This is a genomic window from Paenibacillus lemnae (genome assembly GCF_012933385.1).
GTDB lineage: Bacteria > Bacillota > Bacilli > Paenibacillales > Paenibacillaceae > Paenibacillus_AQ > Paenibacillus_AQ lemnae.
In genome coordinates, this window is sequence record NZ_JABBPN010000004.1 from 236,440 (window position 1) to 258,995 (window position 22,556).

24 protein-coding genes and 1 pseudogene are annotated in these 22,556 nt (G+C 46.0%); 14 read left to right on the top strand and 11 right to left on the bottom strand.

The window, feature by feature from the left end:
• Positions 1 to 10: 10 nt before the first annotated feature.
• From HII30_RS07075 to HII30_RS07095, 5 genes are all read left to right on the top strand, one after another.
• Positions 11 to 847, top strand: a complete 837-nt coding sequence (locus HII30_RS07075; RefSeq protein ID WP_169504317.1) for a sulfurtransferase — start codon at positions 11 to 13, stop codon at positions 845 to 847.
• An 836-nt stretch (positions 848 to 1,683) separates the two neighbouring features.
• Positions 1,684 to 2,100, top strand: coding sequence for a hypothetical protein (locus HII30_RS07080; RefSeq protein WP_169504318.1), 417 nt, complete (start codon positions 1,684 to 1,686; stop codon positions 2,098 to 2,100).
• A 287-nt stretch (positions 2,101 to 2,387) separates the two neighbouring features.
• Positions 2,388 to 2,708 (top strand): hypothetical protein, encoded by a 321-nt coding sequence (locus HII30_RS07085; protein ID WP_169504319.1) that lies wholly within the window; start codon positions 2,388 to 2,390, stop codon positions 2,706 to 2,708.
• A gap of 58 nt (positions 2,709 to 2,766) precedes the next feature.
• Positions 2,767 to 4,026, top strand: coding sequence for a Tle-like phospholipase domain-containing protein (locus HII30_RS07090; protein WP_169504366.1), 1,260 nt, complete (start codon positions 2,767 to 2,769; stop codon positions 4,024 to 4,026).
• Between the two features lie 35 nt (positions 4,027 to 4,061).
• Positions 4,062 to 4,337: a hypothetical protein gene (locus HII30_RS07095; protein WP_169504320.1), complete on the top strand. Its 276-nt coding sequence runs from the start codon at positions 4,062 to 4,064 to the stop codon at positions 4,335 to 4,337.
• Here HII30_RS07095 and HII30_RS07100 read toward each other — a convergent pair.
• From HII30_RS07100 to HII30_RS07120, 5 genes are all read right to left on the bottom strand, one after another.
• Entirely contained in the window at positions 4,331 to 4,477 is a 147-nt protein-coding gene (locus HII30_RS07100; RefSeq protein WP_169504119.1) for a hypothetical protein, read from the bottom strand. The genes HII30_RS07095 and HII30_RS07100 overlap by 7 nt on opposite strands.
• Positions 4,478 to 4,629: 152 nt before the next feature.
• Positions 4,630 to 5,751, bottom strand: a complete 1,122-nt coding sequence (locus HII30_RS07105) for a DUF4850 domain-containing protein (protein WP_211184458.1) — start codon at positions 5,749 to 5,751, stop codon at positions 4,630 to 4,632.
• Between the two features lie 143 nt (positions 5,752 to 5,894).
• A complete protein-coding gene (locus tag HII30_RS07110) occupies positions 5,895 to 6,422 on the bottom strand; it encodes an RNA polymerase sigma factor (protein ID WP_169504322.1) in 528 nt (175 codons plus the stop codon).
• Between the two features lie 276 nt (positions 6,423 to 6,698).
• Entirely contained in the window at positions 6,699 to 7,406 is a 708-nt protein-coding gene (locus tag HII30_RS07115; RefSeq protein ID WP_169504323.1) for a winged helix-turn-helix domain-containing protein, read from the bottom strand.
• Positions 7,403 to 9,568 (bottom strand): sensor histidine kinase, encoded by a 2,166-nt coding sequence (locus HII30_RS07120; protein ID WP_169504324.1) that lies wholly within the window; start codon positions 9,566 to 9,568, stop codon positions 7,403 to 7,405. Before HII30_RS07120 ends, HII30_RS07115 begins: the two co-directional genes overlap by 4 nt.
• A 240-nt stretch (positions 9,569 to 9,808) precedes the next feature.
• Here HII30_RS07120 and HII30_RS07125 point away from each other — a divergent pair, with 240 nt between their 5' ends.
• From HII30_RS07125 to HII30_RS07155, 7 genes are all read left to right on the top strand, one after another.
• Positions 9,809 to 10,336 (top strand): hypothetical protein, encoded by a 528-nt coding sequence (locus HII30_RS07125; RefSeq protein WP_169504325.1) that lies wholly within the window; start codon positions 9,809 to 9,811, stop codon positions 10,334 to 10,336.
• An 18-nt stretch (positions 10,337 to 10,354) separates the two neighbouring features.
• Positions 10,355 to 12,115: an ABC transporter ATP-binding protein gene (locus tag HII30_RS07130; RefSeq protein ID WP_169504326.1), complete on the top strand. Its 1,761-nt coding sequence runs from the start codon at positions 10,355 to 10,357 to the stop codon at positions 12,113 to 12,115.
• The gene (locus tag HII30_RS07135) at positions 12,112 to 12,606 is read left to right on the top strand and encodes a GNAT family N-acetyltransferase (protein WP_169504327.1); all 495 of its coding nucleotides are present in this window, start codon (positions 12,112 to 12,114) and stop codon (positions 12,604 to 12,606) included. The genes HII30_RS07130 and HII30_RS07135 overlap by 4 nt, the downstream gene beginning before the upstream one ends.
• Positions 12,607 to 12,924: 318 nt before the next feature.
• On the top strand, positions 12,925 to 13,668 hold the full coding sequence (locus tag HII30_RS07140; RefSeq protein WP_169504328.1) for a ZIP family metal transporter: 744 nt from the start codon (positions 12,925 to 12,927) through the stop codon (positions 13,666 to 13,668).
• A gap of 413 nt (positions 13,669 to 14,081) precedes the next feature.
• Entirely contained in the window at positions 14,082 to 14,750 is a 669-nt protein-coding gene (locus tag HII30_RS07145) for an HAD family hydrolase (protein WP_169504329.1), read from the top strand.
• Positions 14,751 to 14,785: 35 nt separating this feature from the next.
• Entirely contained in the window at positions 14,786 to 15,961 is a 1,176-nt protein-coding gene (locus tag HII30_RS07150; protein WP_169504330.1) for a mannitol-1-phosphate 5-dehydrogenase, read from the top strand.
• A 254-nt stretch (positions 15,962 to 16,215) separates the two neighbouring features.
• Positions 16,216 to 17,091, top strand: coding sequence for a cation diffusion facilitator family transporter (locus tag HII30_RS07155; protein WP_169504331.1), 876 nt, complete (start codon positions 16,216 to 16,218; stop codon positions 17,089 to 17,091).
• A 56-nt stretch (positions 17,092 to 17,147) separates the two neighbouring features.
• Here the strand turns inward: HII30_RS07155 and HII30_RS07160 are convergent, their stop codons facing one another.
• From HII30_RS07160 to HII30_RS07175, 4 genes are all read right to left on the bottom strand, one after another.
• The gene (locus HII30_RS07160) at positions 17,148 to 18,200 is read right to left on the bottom strand and encodes a serine hydrolase domain-containing protein (protein WP_169504332.1); all 1,053 of its coding nucleotides are present in this window, start codon (positions 18,198 to 18,200) and stop codon (positions 17,148 to 17,150) included.
• 197 nt (positions 18,201 to 18,397) lie between these two features.
• On the bottom strand, positions 18,398 to 19,396 hold the full coding sequence (locus HII30_RS07165; RefSeq protein WP_169504333.1) for a ketoacyl-ACP synthase III: 999 nt from the start codon (positions 19,394 to 19,396) through the stop codon (positions 18,398 to 18,400).
• 35 nt (positions 19,397 to 19,431) lie between these two features.
• The gene (locus HII30_RS07170; protein ID WP_169504334.1) at positions 19,432 to 19,791 is read right to left on the bottom strand and encodes a hypothetical protein; all 360 of its coding nucleotides are present in this window, start codon (positions 19,789 to 19,791) and stop codon (positions 19,432 to 19,434) included.
• A 272-nt stretch (positions 19,792 to 20,063) separates the two neighbouring features.
• The gene (locus HII30_RS07175; RefSeq protein ID WP_169504335.1) at positions 20,064 to 20,486 is read right to left on the bottom strand and encodes a DUF4395 domain-containing protein; all 423 of its coding nucleotides are present in this window, start codon (positions 20,484 to 20,486) and stop codon (positions 20,064 to 20,066) included.
• Positions 20,487 to 20,829: 343 nt separating this feature from the next.
• On the opposite strand from HII30_RS07175, the gene HII30_RS07180 reads away from it, so the two are divergent.
• Positions 20,830 to 21,447 carry a DUF2975 domain-containing protein gene (locus tag HII30_RS07180; RefSeq protein ID WP_169504336.1) on the top strand — a complete coding sequence of 206 codons (618 nt, stop codon included), beginning with the start codon at positions 20,830 to 20,832 and terminating at the stop codon, positions 21,445 to 21,447.
• 18 nt (positions 21,448 to 21,465) lie between these two features.
• A complete protein-coding gene (locus tag HII30_RS07185; RefSeq protein ID WP_169504367.1) occupies positions 21,466 to 21,696 on the top strand; it encodes a helix-turn-helix domain-containing protein in 231 nt (76 codons plus the stop codon).
• 112 nt (positions 21,697 to 21,808) lie between these two features.
• Here HII30_RS07185 and HII30_RS21585 read toward each other — a convergent pair whose 3' ends face one another.
• Both HII30_RS21585 and HII30_RS07195 read right to left on the bottom strand, forming a co-directional pair.
• A complete protein-coding gene (locus HII30_RS21585) occupies positions 21,809 to 22,078 on the bottom strand; it encodes a hypothetical protein (protein ID WP_246246167.1) in 270 nt (89 codons plus the stop codon).
• Between the two features lie 91 nt (positions 22,079 to 22,169).
• Positions 22,170 to 22,439, bottom strand: a pseudogene (locus HII30_RS07195) (aldo/keto reductase); the annotation flags it as partial.
• Positions 22,440 to 22,556 lie beyond the last annotated feature (117 nt).

Below are 22,556 nucleotides of genomic sequence, written 5' to 3' on the forward strand. Positions count from 1 at the left end.
GTGATGCTGCATGAGCTATAGGGTATCTAAACAGTGGCTGCTTGCCCGTTTATATGAACATGATCTGATCATCGTCGATTGCCGCTTTACATTAGGTGATCGTGATAAAGGCAGACTGGCTTATGAAGAAGCCCATATTCCCCGGGCCGTGTATATGGACCTGGAGACTGACCTCTCTGCTCCAGTCTCACAGCATGGAGGACGCCATCCGCTGCCAGAGGTATCACATATCTCGCAGGTCTTCGGGAAAGCCGGTATTAGCCAGAGCTCCCGTGTGGTCATTTATGATGATCAAGGCGGGATGGTGGCCAGCCGGCTCTGGTGGATGCTGAAATATACTGGTCATGAGCAGGCTTATATCATGGACGAAGGGTTTTCCTCTTGGAAGGACGCCCACTATCCCGTGACGGCTGATGTTCCAATTGTGATTCCAGCTTCTTATGAGCCTAAAGCTCAGCCAGTCATGCTCAGTGATATGGAGGAAGTACGGCAAGCATCGAAATCTGGTGCCCCTCTTCTGATCGACTCACGCGAGACCCGTCGTTATGCAGGACTGGAAGAACCTATTGACCATACAGCCGGTCATATCCCGGGTGCGGTGAATTACTTCTGGAAAGATCTGCTGAATGCTCAAGGACGATGGAAATCACGCGATGAGATCAAAATGATGTTTGCAGAAATTCCGCTAGATCATGAGATTATTGTATACTGCGGCTCCGGCGTGTCCGCCTGCCCCAACGTGCTGGCCCTCAAGGAAGCCGGTTACAGCAGCGTCAAGCTGTATGCCGGCAGCTGGAGCGACTGGATCTCGTATGAGGGGAATCCGGTGGCCAAGGGAGAAGAATAAGGAAGAGCTGAATAAGTAAAAGGAACCCGCGGATGCGGGTTCTTTTTGTTGTGTGCTAATAACCAACTTTTCCCGCGCTTTATATTTGAAGTTGCCTTTCCTCTACCCACTGTGTGCGAACTAAAATTTATAAAAAATTAAAATTAGAATATTCCTTATACAGGGTACGTTTCATCTTTCAACGATGATGGTTATGAATTTAACGAACAACTAATTTACATAATATTGAAATTGCTATAACTACCCTTTCCAAATTTAAGTTTTTCGCTATGAGTCCCGAATTAGTGGCTGCGATTAGAGCCAAGGGATATGAACCATACATTAATCGTTAAAGTTTTTGCAGAAGTCATAATCGTTACCCAGTTCATATTGCTTCGGCCTCTGCGTAATCAGTCATGATCAAAGGAGTTGATTAATATTAGACCTAAATCTATTCTGTATGTAACTTCCCTTGGACTTATTGCAATCATCTTCATGCTCGGAGGAAGTCAACAGATCAAAATAAATAACAATGATCAGGACGATGAACGAAACGAAAGCTACTGCTGTTCAATACTTCAAAGATAAATACAATTTGGACGTTGAAATCACAAGTCAAAAAAACATCCAACATATATTATATCTGAGGTAGATTTAGAAGAAAACGTTGTTGGACTTGAAGATCATGCTTTCAATATTTCAGTAAATTATAACACTCAAGAAGTTTCTGGATTTTTAATAACCCCTCAGCTAAAAGAAAAACTAATAAATGATGGATACGATCCTTTTGAATGTATTAAAAGCAAAATAATACTCCCTCCGGCATACCTTACATTGAGATCGTTTCATTAGGAATATTGAAGGAGCTGATTTTTATAAAAGTAGGATCCAGTACGTATATAGCAATACTTCTACTTGTTGCAATTACTTTGATGCTTGGGGGATGTCAACAGGTAAAAGAAACGAATCTCGATGACAACTATAGAGTTGTCCACAACAGTGAAGATCAAGCAATAATCGATATGGCTAAAGCCACTGCTACCAAGCATTTAAAAGATGAATATGCGTTGGAAGTTGAAATTACAGGAGAAAAGTTACTACCCGCATATGTAACTACCGAAGTCATTTTTGAAGGAAATGTGGTCGGGAATAAGGAACAAAGCTTCAACATCTTTATCAATTATAATAAAAATGAAATTTCTGAACTCGGAATGAGCCCCGAACTAATTGCTGCAATCAGAGCCAAGGGATATGAACCCTTTGATAATCGTTAGGGTAATTTTAAAAGGTATGATCGTTGCCTAATTCATTTCATAAACTCTGCATAATTCAATAATAAAAATGTTAAATCACATCATAGAAACGGACTAACCATTTACAAAATATTGAATTTCTTGCGAAATACAATTATTATATACACAACCTGAAAGCAAATCCCCGTTACATCTGAAACCTGTTAGTATGATCAAAGGAGCTGATTAATATTAAAGCTAGATCCATTTTGTATATAGCTTCTGTTGGATTTATTGCAATCATTTTGATGCTTGGAGGTTGTCAACAGATGAAGAAAAATAATAACAATGGTAACGGTGAAGTTGTCCAAAAAAGTGAAGATCAAGGAATCATTGATAAAGCTAAAACCATTGCTGTGAAGCATTTAAGAGATGAATATGAGTTAGATGTTGAAATAACAGGAGAAAAGTTACTACCCCAATATATAAATATTGAAGTCATATTAGAAGGGAATGTCATAGGGAACAAAGAACAACATTTCAGTATTTCAGTCAATTATCAAACGAATGAAACATTCAATTTCGGAATGAGTCCTGAATTGGTTGCTGCAATTAGAGCTAATGGATATGACCCCTATGAGAAAAAATAAGTTTTGGAGGAATCCTTAATTGACAACTTCTTATAGAATTAATGATGAGACTTATAAAATGATGTCTGATGCTGCCTATGGTACTCATGAAAAAGACACTACATTTAGAGATTTTCCTGATTGGAAAGTTTTAGAGGACACTAGAAGTAATACATCAACTGGATTTGATGCGGTAACTTTCGTAAATGAAAAAACGAATGAAGCAGTCATCGCTTTTCGAGGAACAGAATTACAAAACGGAACAGATAGAGCCCTCCAAGATTTTTTAAATGATCTTGATATCGGGTTCGATGAAGTAAAAAGAAAGATGAAACCGCCTCATCCTTGGGACGAACCCATGAGCAAAATAGACGATGCATTAGGGATACCCAAACTTAACAACTGGATTGACGAACGCGAAAAAGCAGTCGAGAAATTTTTTACATTACCTGGAACAAATCAAAACTATCAAGCCGAAGACTACGCTAAAGAGATGCAGGAAAAATACAAACATTTTAAATTCTCTTTGACTGGTCATTCCCTGGGTGGTGCTAATGCACAATATGCTGCTGCTTACACAGGGATGACAGCTGTTACCTTCAGCGCTCCGTCCGTTGTGCCCAGCCTAACATTAGAAATGAGAAAAAAAGCTGAAGAAGGCGCATTCGATGATCAGATTATCAATTTCGCTCACCCGAAAGACATTGTCGGTAGTGGCGCGCTCGGTGGCTACGATGGTCACGTAGGATCAACCTACTATATAGATTCCAACTACCAAGATGCTAACCCAGAAGATAACATCTTGAATATCAAAGAGAAACTCACAAACTCTTTCTCTGGCCCTAACAGTTACCACTCTCTTAATCAATACAAATTTAAAGACGGCTACATCTCGAATCCATTATTCGATGGAGTTACGGGCGAGCCTATTGAATCTCCTCGCATCCCTTCTTCCTCTAATATGGCAGAAGAAGTGAAAGAACGAATTACGGGAGCAATTACAGGTGCAGTGAGTTCATTGGCAGCTTTTGCCGGGGTGATGTCCAAAGCTGCGGACTCCGCCAATGCTGGAACCATACAGGTAACCCCGAGTGAACTTCGAAGTGTTGCGGAACGATGGAAATTAAACGCTAAGTATAGTCACGCCGAAATTGAAGGAATAAGACAGAGGCTCTACACATATATGCATTCCAGTCATAGCCGGAGACTCGAGCCTATTGTCCAGCAGCTCAATACTTCTATCGCCTCTATGAGTCAAGCACGTTTACAGCAAACGAACGATATTCTATACTACATCAATACTAAGGCTGACTTGTTCGAACAAACTGATAACAGCTGATAACACAGACAAATCAAGCTCTTGGAGGGTTTAAAATGAATGGTGAAATACGAGTTGAGCTCGATGATTTACTGCGGGCAGAGAGACATTTAACCGAGTTGCTAGCACAACTTCGTATGGATGAGCAGGAAGCTAGAAGTTTGTACGCTTCTCTACAAAACTGGAAGGGTCACTCCGCTAATGTTCTTAAAAACCAGATTGAGGCTTTTTTTGAGGACATGTCTCGGCGAATCCTGGATATCGAGCAGCAAAAAATGCAGCTGGTTCAATATGTTCAACATATGCGACAAGTGGACAATATGGCTCAATAAATGGCAAGCGGCCACCACACGTGTTCGATAAACAATCGATTACCAAATCCGTGACCACGCTTTAATGCATCCAGCCGCTCACCTTTTCTACGCTTGAGATGGCCGGACAACCATTGATCATGCTCATTGTTAAAACTCATGCTTCATCCCTCATGTACTTCTGCCCACGCACAAAACCCCGCCTCTATTCCGTTTGGGAATTGAGACGGGGCATACTTTACTCCATTAACTTGTTCGTATATTATTTTTTGTATTATAAAATTGTCCCTTCGTTTAAGCAACACCTAAAAGCTCACTTATCTTTAATCTTCCATACACGATTAATGTAGCCGTCAGAACCATACATAACAGCCACACCCGGAGCCGGAGCTGGAAGATCAAACCCTAAATCTACGACAGGTAAATGTTTTACAGAATCCTTAATTGACGCAATATAGTCATCTTCCGATTTTCTTGCTTCTAAGTCTGCAGCTTCCTGTCTTACATCAGTCTGTTGCGACTTCGCATCGTATTCATCATATTTTATATCATATGTCAGCATAGATTCATCGTTCAGACGATATGTGAGAATTGTGCCGGGATCCATTTTTACAGGTATTTCAGAGGTGATTGAATCAGCATGGGTTAGCGGTACAATCAGCGGTCCATGGTGAGCCGCAAAAAGATCCAAAATCACCTCATAGCTCTGGTCCACCAGGGATATGTTTTCTGAAAGAGTGAATTTCAATTGGCGAAACAGAAACCACTTGCCGCTTGGATGTTTCTCGTAAAATGCGACACCCTTTTCATAAAACCCATCGTTAGCACGGGTAGTATAAGCTGCAGTACTCGCATCTTCCCCTGTCGCTCCCCGCTGCTCCCAATCTGCAAATGATAACGGCTCATATACTGCAAAACCTTGCTCTTCTGCCCAGCCTGCTTGTTCAGGAAAATAAGTACCAATGCTGTTGATAGCACACCCCTGGCAGGATCCGGCAGTGTCTGAAAATCGCAGGCTCTGCTCCTTATTGGCTGGATTGGTCAAGGTTACCCCAAAAGAACCATTCGCTCCGACGCTAGCGGAAGCATCCCAGCCGATCGGTGCAAGCAGCACATATCCAGACATCATGTCATCCCGATAAACCAGGACCGCTTGCAGTGCATCCTTCACTTCCGGTGGAATTTTATAGTTCACGGCATCAGGTATTGAAAATGGATGAAGGTCTTCATTTGTACCGTCGTCCACGTGAAGTTCAGCTTTAATTATTCGCAAGGGAAGCGGCACCTGGTTGCCATCTGTATCCGAAAAAATGATCTCCTCTGCTTGCTGGTGAGGTTCCTTCTCGACAGTGACGGCCTGCGTTAATGACTGCACAGAACCGGAAGGCCATGATTCGTAACCCAGCCAAAAAACACCCAAAAGAACAGAAAGCACAGCGGCCGTCATAACCCATTTTCGAAAAGTGCTTCTTTTGGTTTTCACACGCTGCTCCACCTGTGCCACCATTTGCGGGGTAAAGTGGTTTTGCGTAAACGGCTTTGTCTTTAGTTCATCGTCCCATTCTGCGTTTTTCTTCGTCATGATTGGTCAGCCCCTTCCCATCGCGCTTTTGCTCTTTGTCTGGCTCTCTGCAGCCTGGATTTTGCAGCAGATAACGAGATGCCGAGAGTGCCGGCCAGTTCCTCCATCGTAAGTTCATAATGAATCGCTAATATCAATACTTCCCGATCTTTTAAAGGCAGCTGATACACCAGTTTCCACACATCTGTGCTAAGTGATTGTTCCAATGCCTCATCCTCCGCGGATTGTGCGGTCATGCCGGATATTGCTTCCGGTTTATGGACAACACGTTTGACAAAACTGGTGCTTCGAAAGGAGTACCAGCGATTCCGTGCAATACGCAGCAGCCAGGTTTTCACTGAGGCTTCACCGCGATAATTATTCATATATTTATATGCACGAATAAAAGTCTCTTGAGCAATATCATCTGCAGCAGCATGATTACGCGATAAAAAGTAGGCGTAGTTCCATACGGCCTCACCGTACGTTTTCATCAGTGCAGTTATGTCTTGAGTCTCCATCATTTGTACGTTCTTTTCATTCATCCATCATGCCGCTCCTCCTTTAACTCTACTAGATAGACCTTCACATCTGTGGAATAGTTGCAGACAGATCCCACACACGCTGGAATGTATATGGTTTTCCACATACATTTCGTCCCTAGACCGCTCGCAAGTACCGATGTATGTGGTTTTCCACATACATTCGACCACAAGACCGCTCGCACGCGCCTAACTCATCTGGTCTTTACCGCGCAGCAGCAAAAAAAGCCCCTCATCATACCTAAGAGGGGTGGTTCAACCCTGCGTGCGAATCTAAAACTATACGCGCAAAAACTTGTATCCAATGCCCCGCACCGTGCCGATGTAACGATGGCCTGAAGCTTCATCCTCAATTTTACGCCGGAGATTGTGGATGTGAACCATGACAGTGCGGCTGTCGCTACCGCTATCGAGTCCCCAGATCTGTTCGAACAGCTGCTCGACACTGAACACACGGTCCGGATACCGCGCCATATGAAGCAGAAGCTGCAGCTCTTTTGCCGGCAGACTCACTTCTTTCCCGTTCACGCGAACCTCTAGACGTCCGAAGTGGATGTCCAAGCGCCCGTCGCTCCATAAATGACCGCCTGCATCTGCGTTAACCTTCCCCACGGCCAGCCGCCTGAGCCTGGCCCGAACCCGCGCTACCATCACGTCAGGATCGAACGGTTTGGTAATATAATCATCGGCATACTCAAGCCCCTGTATCACATCCTCCGCTTCCTTCAGGCTGCTGAGAAAGATGACCGGCACATCCGATCGGCTCTTCACTGCTTGAATCCAGTCAGTTCCCTTACCATCAGGCAGCATAATATCACAAATAATCAGATGCGGCTTCCGGATTTCCAGCTGAATCGCAGCTTCTGCAAGTGAGGACGCAATGTATGTGATGTAATGTTGATTACTCAAATATATCGAAATTAAATCCGCGATATCCTTGTCGTCTTCCACCAGCAGAATCTCGCTGCATTCTTTAACTGCTGTCACCTTAAAGCGCCCCCCCTCTGTACGATCGGCAGCTCAAAACTGAACTCACTTCCCTCTCCCGGCTCGCTGACTACCCTGATTTCTCCATGATGATAATGGATGATTTCTTTGCATATCGCCAGGCCCAGCCCGGATCCATTATGGTGAACGGCCGTTTGCTGCTTGGCTTGCCCGAACCTTTCGAAGATGTGTTGATGCATGTCCCGATCAATACCGACACCCGTATCCCTCACTCCAACCACAGCGCGAGAGCCTCCATCGGACAACCGGACTATCTGAAGCTTCAGCACAATCACTCCATCTTCCGGTGTATACCGAACAGCATTAGAGATCAGGTTCGACAGCACCTGCTCAATGCGGATAGAATCCACTTTAATGAAAGAACCCGCTCCAATTACATCTTCAGGAAGCTGGATCTGACAGTGAATCCCTTTGCTCTCAATCTCCCACTCATACTTCAGGAATAATTCCTGCAGGAATGGCACTACCTCTACCTCCTGCATATGAAATCTCACCTGGTTTGTCTCCAGCTTAGTCAGCTCAACCAGATCATGAATCATTCGTTCCAGCAGCAGAGATCTTTCATAAATCCGATTCGCATACTTGGGAGCATCCGCCGTGATGATACCGTCGCGGAGCGCTTTGGCGAAGCCTTTGATGGAGGTGATCGGCGTACTGAGCTCATGAGAAATATTCGAGAGCAGCCGTATACGGAAATGTTCGAATTCTTCCATCTTCTTGTTGGCTTCCTGGAGCCGGGCATTGCTTTTTTGAAGGGAGTGAGTTCGTTCTGCTACAGTGCGTTCCAATGATCGGTTATTCTCTCTAAGCTGTTCCGACAGCTGCTCTTTCTCCGCAATCGCCCGCGAGAAGCGTGCCGACAGATTCAATGCCTGGGTAAGCAGAAAAGCGAGCAGGCCAATTGACAGCAAATCGTTAGTCGGCAGCAGTCCTGTATAAAACATCATGTCGTTTAAAGCAAAAATCGTAAAGAACAGGAAGCCGATCGCTGTTGTCATGGAGCCTTTTCGCCGCCGGATGGCTGAGAGAATGTAAATATACATGGTGTACATAAGCACGGGAAACAGCACTCCCCATATATAAGGAGTCAGATAATAAGTATATACACGTGCCGGAGTAATCAGGAAAAAGATGATAAAGCTGCCGAGCACCAGTCCTGCAGCCTTTGGCACCCAGGATATGGACTCCCTTGGATATTCCCTGCTCACAAATAAAATCAAGCACAGCGCGGTCATAGCAATGGATATGTATTCTGCCTTTACCCCCCACTCCCAGGGAAGGCCGGGCAGCAAAAAGAGGGCTGTCGACTCACCCAGTACAATGGTTCTGATCCCCACCGAGAAGCAGAGCAAACCGAACAGAAATGCAGAGATCTCCTGCCTCCGGTTAACGTATACGAAGAAGTAATAAAGCGCCATTACAAAAAAGATACCGACAATGAACACCTGGGCAGACACGCGTGATACCCGCATCCATGCAATTCCGTCAGCCGTTCCAAGCTCCACCCCCTGCCATATCCCGGCATTGCGCTGGGAGTAATTCGACACTTGAATGATAATCTCGTTCCAGCCTTCACGAGGCTCAAAGTAAATGGTTTTGGGATAACTCCGAGGTGTAGTGCTTGAGGCGTCAGTTCCTACTAATCCATTGCCGCCCTTCAAGTCACCGTTCACCCAGAGCTGATAAGCAGAAGCAATACTTTTCGGGTATAATCCTATACTTTCACGGGTACGAGTAAGACTTTCCGGTAAAAGAATGCGGAGGCGATATGTTGCAAAACCTTCGTTAGGCAGCGGCCTGCCGTCTATCGAGTATCCGGTCCACGGCTGGGGTATATCTACAATTACTGGTGAAGGCATGGCCAAAGAACGAAAATCCTCCGGTTTCAGCATCTTCCCCCAATACAATTCCCATTCACCGTCCAGCATCAGGCTTGAATTCACCTCGGCGTTCCAGCCTGAGGCATCCAGCTTACCTTGTTCTGAAGTATATATAGTGGATGTAAAAAGAGTCGGATCATCTCCTGCCAGCCATTTTGCACATACAACCAACAGGACAGCTGCGGCCAGCACAGCGGCAAAACCAAACAGGAACGAAAACCGTTTTTTCATGCTGTTTCCAGCCGGCTCAGTAATCAACATTAAAGAAACCTCCGGGTGCTGACAGGTAATTTATCCCTATTATAGCAGGTCACTCAGCAGGTGTTGAAAAAAATTGCAGATTTCCTTCAATACTTAAACAAAACTTAAACATAACTCATTACAATAGTTCAAAAGATGTCGAATCTTAGGCATATTGAACCGGTATGAAGAAAGGAAGATGACTTTGATCCGATCAACTTCTGCGACTGAAGACCTTCTCAAACCTGGTGCTAGAGAATCATGAGCTGCTATTTTTCAGTATGTTCGACTTATAACTATCAACAGCAGTATATGGACTTTTTGCTGGCACATTACAGCGATTTGAATTTGTTGTATCCCTTTCCTGTTTCACTGAGTTATATCGCCAGTCCTTTGTTAATGGAAGGTACAGCTGTGCTCTGTTTTGATGATGAGGATCAGCTGTCAGGTGCATTCGGCTATATTCACGGAACCGGTGAACAAGATTACAAGGACCGGCATGTGATCCAGCTTCAGGTGGCATATATTGTGGAACATCACCGGAGCACCCGAATGTTCTATGAAGCGCTTCAATTCCTCGTCAGTCACCTGTCGGATCAGGAGGAAGAGCGCGTAGAGGAAATCAGGTTTTGGATACCGGGCGAGCCTCGTACTAGAAGATTATGTTCACGATTTGCCGATCTGCTATCTACCGTTGATCAGACACAGGGTTGTTTGGACGAATACAGGATAAACGTAAAGCATCTGCAAAAATATGTATCTACATTCGGGACACGCTCTTTGGCCTGAGTTATAACGGGAGGAAGCATGAGCAACGTCATCCGTCACTTTGTAACATTTCTGAGTCCCCGCCGAGGTTTGGCAATAGCTTTTTTCCTAACGTCATTCATTGAACTGACCGTCTTGTCCCTGGCGCCGCTTAGTTTCAAATTTATGATCGACTATGCCATTGAACCGGGAGATCGTAACGCATTTTTCCTCATCCTCGGCATTCTCGGCAGTATCGGTGCCTGCGGTGTCGCCGCTGGACTGATAAGTGACCGGCTGCTGGCCACCATACTAGCTGAGGTGCAGCAGCAGTTAAGGCGGCGATTGTTCTCCCACCTGCAGCATTTAAACATGGAACGCTTTCAGGCCAGCCGCGCTGGAGAGCACGTGTCCCGCTTTACAGTGGATCTGCCCGCTATCGAAGGCGCCATGATGTCCATGATGACAATCGGACTGCAATCGGTTGCTGTAGTCAGCATCAGCGTTGCCATTCTGTTCACTCTTCAGTGGAGCATGGCCCTGCTCATCCTGGCGGGAGCCAGCCTGATCTACTTGGGCCCGTATCTGCTGTCGCGAAGGGCGCGAAGAGTTTATGGCGCTTATCGTGATGAGCTGGAAGCCATGACCGGGGATGTTCAGGAAAATGTCCGCGGCCAGATGATCATCCAAGGATTCCATGTACAACAAACACAAATTCACAAGTTTGAGAAACGGCTGCAGCAGTTATTCATTCGTCATGTTCATTACAATGTGACCAACGCTTCGCTTGACCGGCTGCCTATAATCAGCCTGCTGCTAGTAAACTTCTCCATTATCGGATTTGGATCCTATCTTGCCCTTTTGGGCCAAATTACGCTGGGTACGCTGGTCGTCTTTTTCACCATTTATACATCGATGGGCAATGCGGTTTATAATCTTACGGCAATCCTCCCCTCCTTTGCCAGCGCTCGTGTCAGTTTGGAACGTTTGTCTGAGATGCTGACAGATGAGGAGAAACAACAGGCTGAACAGAAAGATTCAGCAGCACTGCAGCCATGCCCTGAAATTATCGCCGATGGGCTCGTGTTTCGTTATCCTGGCAAGGAACCTGCGCTGCAAGGCATCAGCTTCACTATTCCGGCTGGAACAACTGCCGCATTCGTCGGTCCCAGCGGTTCCGGAAAGAGCACGATCCTGCAGCTGATCCTGGGGCTGAGACAGCCCTCCGGCGGCCGGCTGACTGTTGGTGGAATCGATATCCTGCACGTGGACGCAGAGTCATACCGCAGCCGGGTTGGCACTGTATTTCAAGACAGCTTTTTGTTCCGTGGTACGGTTAAGGATAATATTCTGATCGGCAGGCCCGACGCTTCTATGGAGGATGTGGTCAGAGCCGCAGAACAGGCATCGTTACATGAATTTATTACTGGACTTCCAGATGGCTATGATACCGCTGTTCTTGAAGATGGCACTAACTTTTCCGGCGGACAAAAGCAGCGGATTGCTATTGCACGAGCACTGCTTCGGGAACCATACCTGCTGCTCCTGGATGAAATTACATCATCGCTGGATCCGCTGTCCGAAGCCGCTGTCACCCATACCATCCAAAACCGCTCGAAAAAGCGTACTGCCGTCATCATATCCCACCGTCTTTCTGTCATCAATACTGCTGACGTAATCTTCGTCATGAACGAAGGAAGGCTGGTTGACAGCGGCCGTCATGATGAGCTCTTGAGACGTTGTCCTCTATATTTACAGATGTGGAAACAGCAAGACGAAGATCATCTCAATATGATGAAAAAGGAGACGTGGACATCATGAAAGCAACCGTCAGACGATGTCATCTTGACGCGGATTATGCTTCCTTTTCGAGATTTTATCTGCATAACTGCCGGGAATTCGATCATCACTATATGCTCCAGGATGCACTGGTTCATCTGATACATACGGTAACCGATGCTCAAATTCTGCTCTTTCATGACACAGAAGATCAACTGGTCGCCTTTATTCAATACCGTTTCGATGAAGATCAAGATTACGTGTTCATCGACGCTGCCATGCTCGCCAAAAATTATCGAGGAAGCAGAATCTTTTTTGAAGGACTCCGGGACTTGGCTAAAATTATCGCAGAAGATCATCCGGGGGTGCATACTGTCGTTTTTCATGCTTCAGCCGATAACCTCTACATCAATCGCATTTACAGCAAATTCGCACAACGGATAGAAGTCAGGGAGCGTAATGGCCGGATCGAACATGTCTACAAAGTCAGCCTAAAAGACCTAATGACATATGTAAGGCTGGATCGTGCATAGTTTCCTGATTTTTATTATCAACCCAATCTTGAAAGGAGGTGATTCACATGGTGCCAATGAGACCGAATTTTGGTAAGGAAGATAGCAACAAAATCAAAATCAGCCGTATCACAAATGTTTTGAAGCTGAATGAACAGCTGAGAACATCTGCAGCAGTATCCAAATAATCCCCCCCGATTAAAGGAGCTTTACGCTGCACACCTTACAATCATGCAGTCATTGCAGGCAAGCCGGTAGTTTTTACTGGCTTGTTTTTTTATGTCCTTGTTGACATACAACCGTTTCGGGGTAAATGAATCAATAAGGAGGAATGAGTCTATGTGGGCGGCACTCATGTGGGGTGGTGTTTCAGCCTCTGCTGTTATTGTGGGAGCCTTGGTATCCCTGTATATGAATATCCCGAAACGGGTCATCGGCTGGATTATGGCTTTCGGTACAGGAACACTGATCGGTGCTGCCGTATTTGAACTGCTTCAAGATGCACTGAAAGGCGGCGGGACGATCGCGACGGCCATCGGCTTTATCTCGGGCGCGCTGGTGTACACAGGATTCGATCTGTTCATATCCAACAAGGGCGGTGCACATCGAAAGCGATCTGGTCGCAAGGAGAAGCCAGAACAACAGCAGGCACAAAACGGAAAGGCCATTTTCGCAGGAACGGTGATGGATGCCATTCCCGAATCGATCATGCTGGGCGCAAGCTTATTGACTGGAAAAGGTGTCAGTCTCGTGCTGATCGTGTCCATTTTTCTGAGCAACATACCGGAAGGCCTGTCCAGTACATCGGGACTCCGGCAGAGCGGATATTCCAGACGTAAAATTGTGCTCATGTGGGGCAGTGTACTGATTCTCTCTGCACTTGCCGCCGGGGGCGGATATCTGTTTATGGAGCAGTTGTCTAATGAGACGGAAGCCGCCATCGGAGCTTTTGCTGGTGGCGGAATAATCGCCATGATCTGTTCTACCATGATGCCTGAAGCCTTTGAAGAAGGCGGTCCGGTCGTCGGTTTTATCGCTTCTATGGGTCTTCTGGTTTCATTATTACTGGATACCTGGTCATAAACAAAAAGTACGCCGTATTTCAAGATTCTGCGAAATACGGCGTACTTTTTGTAGTTTAACACCCTGATAAAAAAATTTTTTAACACTTTCTTTAAGAAGTTACACATCGCAGCAAGCAACAACCGCTTACATCCTTATAGCTATAGGCATCCTCTCGAAATGGTTACTTTTCATGAAAACGCTATATATTCATGCAAAGAGGTACGTTAAGTTTCTTCACGTGGTTGACCCCCATCTTTGTCCTATGTTACGGTTTTAGCAGCTTAAATATCTCGATTGCTTCATAAAAATTGGTTTTCCAACGTAATTCGCGTCATTTAATGTGACACAAAAAAAGTACAAACAACATCTACATCCAAACACAAACGATCAACATGTAAACAACTACATTCTGAAACAGGAGGAACACAAACATGATTAAAGCGATGATTTTTGATTTTGACGGAACCATTATTGATACAGAGACAGCATGGTACACTGCATTTCGCGATGCGTATAAAGAACACGGGGTAGATCTCACACTTGAGCAGTATTCACAATGCATCGGAACAAGTCTGAACTCTTTTAATCCTTATGAGTATTTAATGACCGACTTGAACCTTCCTATTGACAAAGATGCTTTTCGTGAATCTGTACAACTGCAGCATGCAGCCCTGATGAATCAGGAGCAGGTTCGTCCCGGTATTCTGAACTATCTGGAACAAGCACGTAAAGCAGGAATGAAGATCGGCCTGGCGACAAGCTCCGGCCGTGCATGGGTAGAACAGCATCTGGAGCAGCTTGGACTGCTGGATTATTTCGATGTGATCCGTACTGCAGACGATGTATCTCATGTAAAGCCAGACCCGGAGCTGTATATCCAAGCACTCGAAGGACTTGGCGCTGCGCCAGAGGAAGCTGTTGCCATTGAAGATTCACCTAATGGTGCCCGCGCAGCAGCAGCAGCTGGCATCCATTGTATCGTTATTCCAAATACGATCACCGGGACATTGACATTCGATATGCCTCATCAGCGCTTATCTTGCCTGACTGAACTTGAATTTAACGATCTAACAACCAAGCCGCTTACAAAAAGCGTCTAAACTAAACAAAACACATTCTAAGGGGGAAATCATCTATGAAAGCCGTACACTTTGGAGCGGGCAATATTGGCCGCGGATTTATCGGCCATATGTTGTCCGCTTCGGAATATGAGATTTGTTTTGTAGCACGCAACAAAAAGCAAATATCTCAATTGCAGCAAAGGCAGGAGTACCCGATTACACTTGCCAATCCGGAGCAGGATACCACGATTGTCAGCAACGTCACTGCGATCAACATCACGGAGCATGAACGCGTTGCCGAGGAGATCGCTGCCGCGGACATCATCACGACAGCAGTGGGAGTCAGCGCGTTGAAGGATATCGCAAATCCCATCGCGGAAGGTATCAAGCTGCGGCTGATGCAGAACAAAACCGCTCCCCTTCATATCATCGCTTGTGAGAATGCTATAGCCGGCAGCACCCGGCTGAAGAAGAAAGTTTACGCTCTCCTCGATGAAGAAATCCGCGAACAAGCAGACACCTGTATTTCTTTTCCAAACGCAGCTGTCGACCGGATTGTACCCGTGCAGAATCATTCGGATCCTCTTCAAGTTACCGTAGAACCTTTTTATGAATGGGTCATACACCGGCCGGCTCTGCTTCCAGGTTTTCATGAAATTAAAGGTGTTCATTATGTAGATTCTCTGGAACCTTACATTGAGCGCAAAATGTTTACCGTTAATACAGGCCACTGCTGTGCTGCATACCTTGGTTACTTGGAAGGTTTTAAAACAATACGGCAAGTGATGAAAGACCCTTCACTGCGGGCCAAAGTCCGGCATGTTATGGAAGAAACCGGTGCCCTGCTTATGGAGAAGCATGGATTTGATTCGCAAAAACACGATAAATACATGAACGCTATTCTAGAGCGGTTTGCCAATCCGAACCTGACCGACAAGGTTAGCCGGGTGGGACGCTCTCCCCTGCGTAAGCTTTCACCGAATGATCGCCTTGTGCGTCCTGTCATGCAGGCCAGCGAGGCTGGAATCGAAACTCCACACCTCATATCTGCTATGGCTGCTGTTCTCATGTTCCGTGACGAGCGGGATCCGGAAGCCGTCAAGATGCAGAATATGATTTCGGAAAAAGGAGTCTCAGGCTTCATTTCCGACCACATGGATATTCCCGCCAATCATATTGTTCATCAGAAGCTGCTTGCCAGCTATGAAACTCTTCAAGCATCTGTCCGATCCGAGGTGCTTTCAAATTAAATACATCTTGGACGGAAATTCCGTCTGAAGGCTTATAAAGGCCGGCAGACTCCTGCATCACAGGGTCCTGCCGGCCTAAATGCGTCATCATGCGTACGTCATGATCTCACGATGACCTGGGTCAACTGATTTTGCCCCGGGCAATCTTTTTATAGTGTACCTACATGTGTTCACCCGTCAAATAACGTTGCTCTAGACCCACACGATTCTGTTCTGATAGGATAAGATTCATCCCATTGATTCGAGGTCGAAGAATGACAAATACACCAAAAATCGCATTTCTATCTGTTTTAAGCAATACCTTTGTTGTACTGATGAAACTGGCAGTCGGCATATTGACCGGTTCAGTTGCCGTGCTTTCAGAGGCTATCCACTCCTCTTTGGATCTGCTGGCATCCCTGATCGCTTTCATATCTGTACGAATATCCGGAAGACCTGCTGATTCTGGACATCCGTATGGACATGGCAAGATCGAGAATATTTCAGGTACGATAGAAACCCTCCTCATTTTTGTTGCAGGCATCTGGATTATTTATGAATGTGTGCATAAATTGATTTATCCTGAACCGGTCAAGCTGCCGATTCTTGGCGTCTTGGTCATGATCGTCGGCGCAACCATTAATTTTATCGTTTCGAGGGTGGTTGGACGTGAGGCTGTAAGAGTGAACTCTGTTGCTATGAAATCCAATGCACTGCATCTGCTTACCGATGTGTATACATCACTTGGTGTCGCGGCCAGTCTCCTGCTCGTCACCCTGACCGGATGGACTTTCCTGGATCCGATCATCGGAATTGTGCTCGCTGTCTATATTATGGTGGAAGCTGTCAAGCTGATGAAGGAAGCCTTCCCTCCGCTGCTGGATGCACGATTGTCTTATGAAGAAGAAGAGGAAATTTTGAAGATGATCGAGGGCTTCCGTGCTGAATACATTGAAATTCATGACTTTCGGACCCGGCGTTCCGGACCGCATGCTTACATTGATTTTCATATGGTGGTACGCTCCAAGGACAGCTTCGAGCAAATACATGCACTGTGCGACCGAATTGAACAAATGGTAACCAACAGGTTCAAAGATGCCCAGGTCCTGATTCATCCCGAGCCTGAACATGAGCGTGTGGTAGCAAAATAGAGACAGCAAAACCGGCGCGGACCCTGGGGGGCTGCGCCGGTTTTTATTATGTGCAGCTATTTAGAAAGGGATAAAATCTGCTCCGCCTTACGATGTAGTTCCCATATATTGCACGTCTGGTTTACTAAAATTGCAATGGTAGTATCCTGCTCCGGATAATAAGCCAGCATAGCTCCTACACCGGCATTAATGCCGTCTTTAAACATCGTAATTAGCTTGCCGTCATGGTCGTATATAAAATGGAAACCATAGCCATTACGCATCGTTCCCTGCTCTACCTCTTCTTCCAATGTGGTTTGAGATTTCAGGATCTCTGCCGTCGACTCGGAAGAGAGCAGCCTGCCGTCCGCCAAAGCACGAATAAACCGGTCAAGATCACCTACGGTGGTAAAAGCGCCGCCATCCGCTGTTCCAACAGGAGGATACGCATAAATATTTTTACGCCACTGGATCTCTCCGCCATCTCCGTAAACGGCATCATATCCTTCAGCAACAGGCGCATCTCCCTGATCCTTCGCAAAAAATCCGGTGTTCTCCATCCCGCAGGCCTGGAATACGTTTTGGGTTACATAGTCCCTGTAGCTTTCACCACTGGCTTTTTCGATGGCAAGCCCCAGAAGCACATAGGCACAGTTATTATAGCTAACATCGGTCCCTGCCTTAAACTTGGGCTCTTTGTAAGCAAACTGCGGGAGGAAATCGATACACTCCCGAATCGAATAGTTCGGCTTTTCTTTGAACAGGTCTTCGTAGTTCTCGCCCTCTTCTTCATCCGCATCATCTGCAATTCCCGAGGTGTGTGTAAGCAGATGCGACAACGTCACGTCCTCAGGAATTTGAGTACCGGCCAGATCGATCAGATCCGTAATCCGGTCATCCAGATGAAGCTTACCCTTCTCAACCAGCTGCAGAACGGCTGTGGCTGTAAACAGCTTGGTGACGGATGCCGTGTCGAACCGGGTATCCAGCTCGTTAGGAATTTTAAACCCTTGATGAGCCAGCCCGTATGCACGTGAGAAAAGGGTCTCGTTTCCGGTTTGAATCAGCGCTGCCCCTGAAAAGTCATGTTCCTTATAGTACTCATCAAATAAAGATATGATTTCCTTCATGGTATTGCCTCCCTTTATGTGTGGATTATACTTCCAATGTTTACCTCAAAATACAGTATAACATAATCGAGATACACGGCAGGCCCCGGCTGATTGAAGGAATCTAGATATGAAAAAAGGAGCCTGCCGGCTCCCTTCACTATAAACCTTCGTGGATACAGGAAGATCCTGTTATCATCGTGATATTTTGCAGTGTGCTAATATCTCCACAACGTTGCACAGCTTGTAATACCCGCTCCAACCGACCACATAAAGAACAAATCTCCTCGAGCCAATGTACCGGCTTGAATGGCGTGATGGAGGGCGATAAACGGACTGCTCGTACCGGTATAGCCGTATATATCACCAATGTACGGGAATTTGTCCAACGGTTGATCCAGCTTCCCGGCAATGTCATGAATGACATTTCGGTTCAGCTGACTCAATATGTATTGCTTGACCTCGTCTTTCGCCAAACCGTGCTCCTGCAGGAGTGACTCCATATTGGCCACTGCCGTCGGGAAGGCTACATTCACATTGTACTCGGGATGAAGATAGATCTTCTTCTCTTCAAGATCCGTTTTTTCATTGTACATCTGTGTCATCCCGCCAGCGGGAAACTGCATATCCTCCGCTTTTTGTGTATTGGTGTAGTACATGGAGTCGATCAAACCTTGTTCGTTGTCTTCCACTCGTTCCAGCAGTACCGCACAAGCCGCATCACCACACAGGCCTTTGGATGCCAAATCGCCTTCCTTATAGAAGCGGGCAATCTGTTCGGAGCCTACGATCAGAGTATAAGTGATCTTGGGATTGCTCATCATAGAGCGCACAGCCTGATCCGCTGCGACAACCATACCTACACAATTGGCGTTACTGTCATAAATAATACAGGAATCTTTCCCTTCCAATGCCTGATGAACAAAGGCTGCATCCGTAGGAGCACTGAAATCATGAGTTCCGGAAGAGAATACGATCATATCCAGATCGCTGCCTTTGAGATGGTTCTTTGCCAGCAGTTCTTTGGCAGCTTCAATCCCCATAAAGACGGTGCTTTCTTGGTCATCCGCAGCCAAGTAACGATCCTTACGGCCAAAATGTTCCCAGATCCCAAGCAGCTTGTCCGCTCCATCACCAGCATGCCGGGCCAGCTCTTCATTACTTACTTTATGAGACGGATGATATACCGCCGTACTTACAATTCTTACATTAGCCAAGATTGCTTCACCCTTTGCAAATTAATCGTGATACCTTAGGATTTAACAATCGCCCAAGCTTCTTCCACTGTATCGACAAAATGCCCTGTGAACCCAGCCGGTTTAGCTACACGCTGCAGTTGAGCCTTGGCGACCATTTTGCCCGGATTGACCAAAACGGCATGTTTAAATGCGTTATACATCACGTAGCATCGCTCCAACACAGGCAGAATCTCCTGTTTAAAGGGAGCCATATCTGAGCAATCGATAATCAACGACATCTCATGAATGGGCATTGTCGGCATCAGCGCCTCGAAATCATCGACGGCCTGCACGGTGGTTTCCAATTCGGCAAAGCCATGCAAACTAATAAAAATGGTATTACTTTCAGGGTGCATTGTTGTTTCAGCAATCATGTGTACATTCTCCTTCTCAGATGTAAGATAGATTAATATAAGATGCTAAAATATTATTATCGACAAAAAACATTTTTTAGTTTATCTTTTTCGTCAAAATTCTCCAAAATTCAACATTGCAAGAGGGCGGCTCACTAAAGAGCGGTGGCTTAGCCACATACTTGTCTTATACAAAAAAAACACCGCTTGAAATCTGCGGATTCCCCCTATGGGGATGCCACGATCTCAAGCGGTGCAGTGGAAGGCCATTTTGTGTTATTGGATACGAAGTGTTATCCGCGTTGAAGCCTGCGTGCCCGATATTGTTTATATTGAAAATAAACCGTACATCCAATGCAGTAGCCCAGGAGAGCGGCTAATGCAGCTCCTCCCATCATCGCGGCAAACACATTGCCAGCGACGGTCCATCCCATCAGCAAGCTGAGCAAAGACAGAACAAGAAAGCTGACCGCAAGCACATTATTGAACCGCTGAAGTTCGGCAGCTTCCGTCTCTGAGCGTCTCACCAGCCTCGATAGAAAAGGCCGTGCAATCTGAACAAACAGGTTACCCTTCAATCCAAAGAGCAAACCTGCAATCTGGATAACGAGTAAAGCCGCGATAAACCATACTGATTGCGTGACAAAAAAGGCTGCCAGCATGATTACAATGCCAGTCTGATTGCTCTTTACGTATGGAACGGGGATTTCTTTCATCTATAAACCAACTTTCCTTATTGGAATTAAATAATTACGTTGATTATAAGGGATCGCGGCCTGTCTTGGCAATAGAGTCAGCGCGTGCGCTTCATTACATGTTTTCTTTGACAATAGAAGCGGTATCCGCGGAAGCTCGTTTATGCTTTATCGAAAAGGGAAGTATCAAAAGCTGTATTTTCAAGTTGCGGCAGTTGGCTCCAATATTGAAAATTTCAAGGCAAAGGATATTCTCAGCCCTGTCACCAACTATAAATTTAATGTTTATCATTAATTAATTATTGTTTATCGAAGGTTATTCCTGTAGTATATATTCTAAGTTCACTTGAAAAGGAGATTGCGCATGAACGGAATCGAATTCAAAATCAAACCTGGCTTCAAAAGAATGTACACTGCGCTTGAGATCGGATACTGGGGAGGAATCGGTCTGCTCATTGCATTACTCTGTTTAGATCTATGGATCGGATTGAAGCCCCAGGAACTGTTCTCTGCAGAGAAGGGAATCGCGCACTGGTTCTTTTCAGTACCGCTATCGGATACTGTGACGAAGAGCGTCATGGTGCATTTCGCTTATTTTCAACCGATCGATCCCGACAGATTTCACGCCAAGAACGCTTATCTGGTCGTTAGCTTGACCAATGCTATACTTGTCTTCTGTGCTTACATCTATTCGATCCGCCAGATTCGCTATATAATAGGAGACATACTGAGCGGAAGCAGCCCGTTTAGCCTGGCGAATGCCACCCGTCTGAGAAGGCTGGGAATCATCGTCATCCTATATTCTCTGCTGGCGAAGCTCATTCTCAACATATTGATCATTCTGTTCGTTACCGGTATATTCTCAATCAATCTGGGCGGTATTTCTATTATCGGAATTATCATCGGCATACTAGTGCTGTTCGTCTCCAAGATTTTTAAATATGGCGCTCTTCTGCAGGAAGAGCATGATTCGACATTATGAGAATGGAGACTGATGATCGTGCCGATTATTATACGTCTGGACCGAGTCCTGGCTGACAAAAAAATGAAATTGAATGAACTGGCCGACAAAGCAGGAATCTCGAATGTCAATCTGTCCAATCTGAAGACTGGGAAAGTGAAGGCGATCCGGTTCTCCACCTTGGAAGCGATCTGCGAAATTCTAGACTGTCAGCCGGGAGACATTCTGGAATTTGTTCCGGCCGATAGCGATAGCTTTGAAATTGAGTGAAGGGACCTATCCTCCCTTCAATAATTTTTACAGAATATTCCAGCATACTGTGTACCATGGTACACCACTCTGCGCTCCAGCAAATCAATCAGTGCAATCAGCAGCACGGAAACTACCGTGACAGCACAACGATGGCAAAGGCCTGTGCCGTGTTATACAAGGAAGTCGCTTGAACCAGAATGTTGCCCAGTCCATCCTTGGAGGCCAGCATTTCACCGAACAGAGCACCTACCAGCCCCGCCGCAGCCGTAATCCGCAGCAAGTATAGACTGCTGATGGTGCCGGTGAGAACGAGCAGCTCGCACAGACCGAGAAGGAGCACCAGCAGCCCCAGCTGTCCCGCAAGAACACCTGCTTTTTTGCGTCGCTTGGGTTGATTCATTGTGCTCACTCTTTCAGCTGAAGCTCAAACCGATTGCCTGGTTTCTCTAGTCCCAAATGACTCCGGAAGGTGTCTCCATCATAGCCTTGGCATGAAGCTTGGTCGCCAGCACAATATCATGCCTTCTCTTCTGAAGCAGCCGTCCGAGAATGTCTTCCGATTCTCCAAGCTGGTTAACATCCCCATTGTCCATGCCTCTGCCGTAAACATCAGCCGTATCAATCAGATTGATGCCCAGCGCAAGTGCCTGATCCAGGACTCGTGCGGATGAAGACTCATCGATCCACCGTCCAAACGACATCGTCCCCAGACTAACTTCCGAGACCTTGATCCCGGTTTTGCCAAGTGTTCTGTAATTCATCTCCAAGACATCCCCTCATTGTAAAAATACAAAAACAACCGGAAATACACATCCCTCTCCTGAAGTCAGTACGACAGGAAAATTCATGTGCATCTCCGGTTGTCCGGTAGAGCTGTA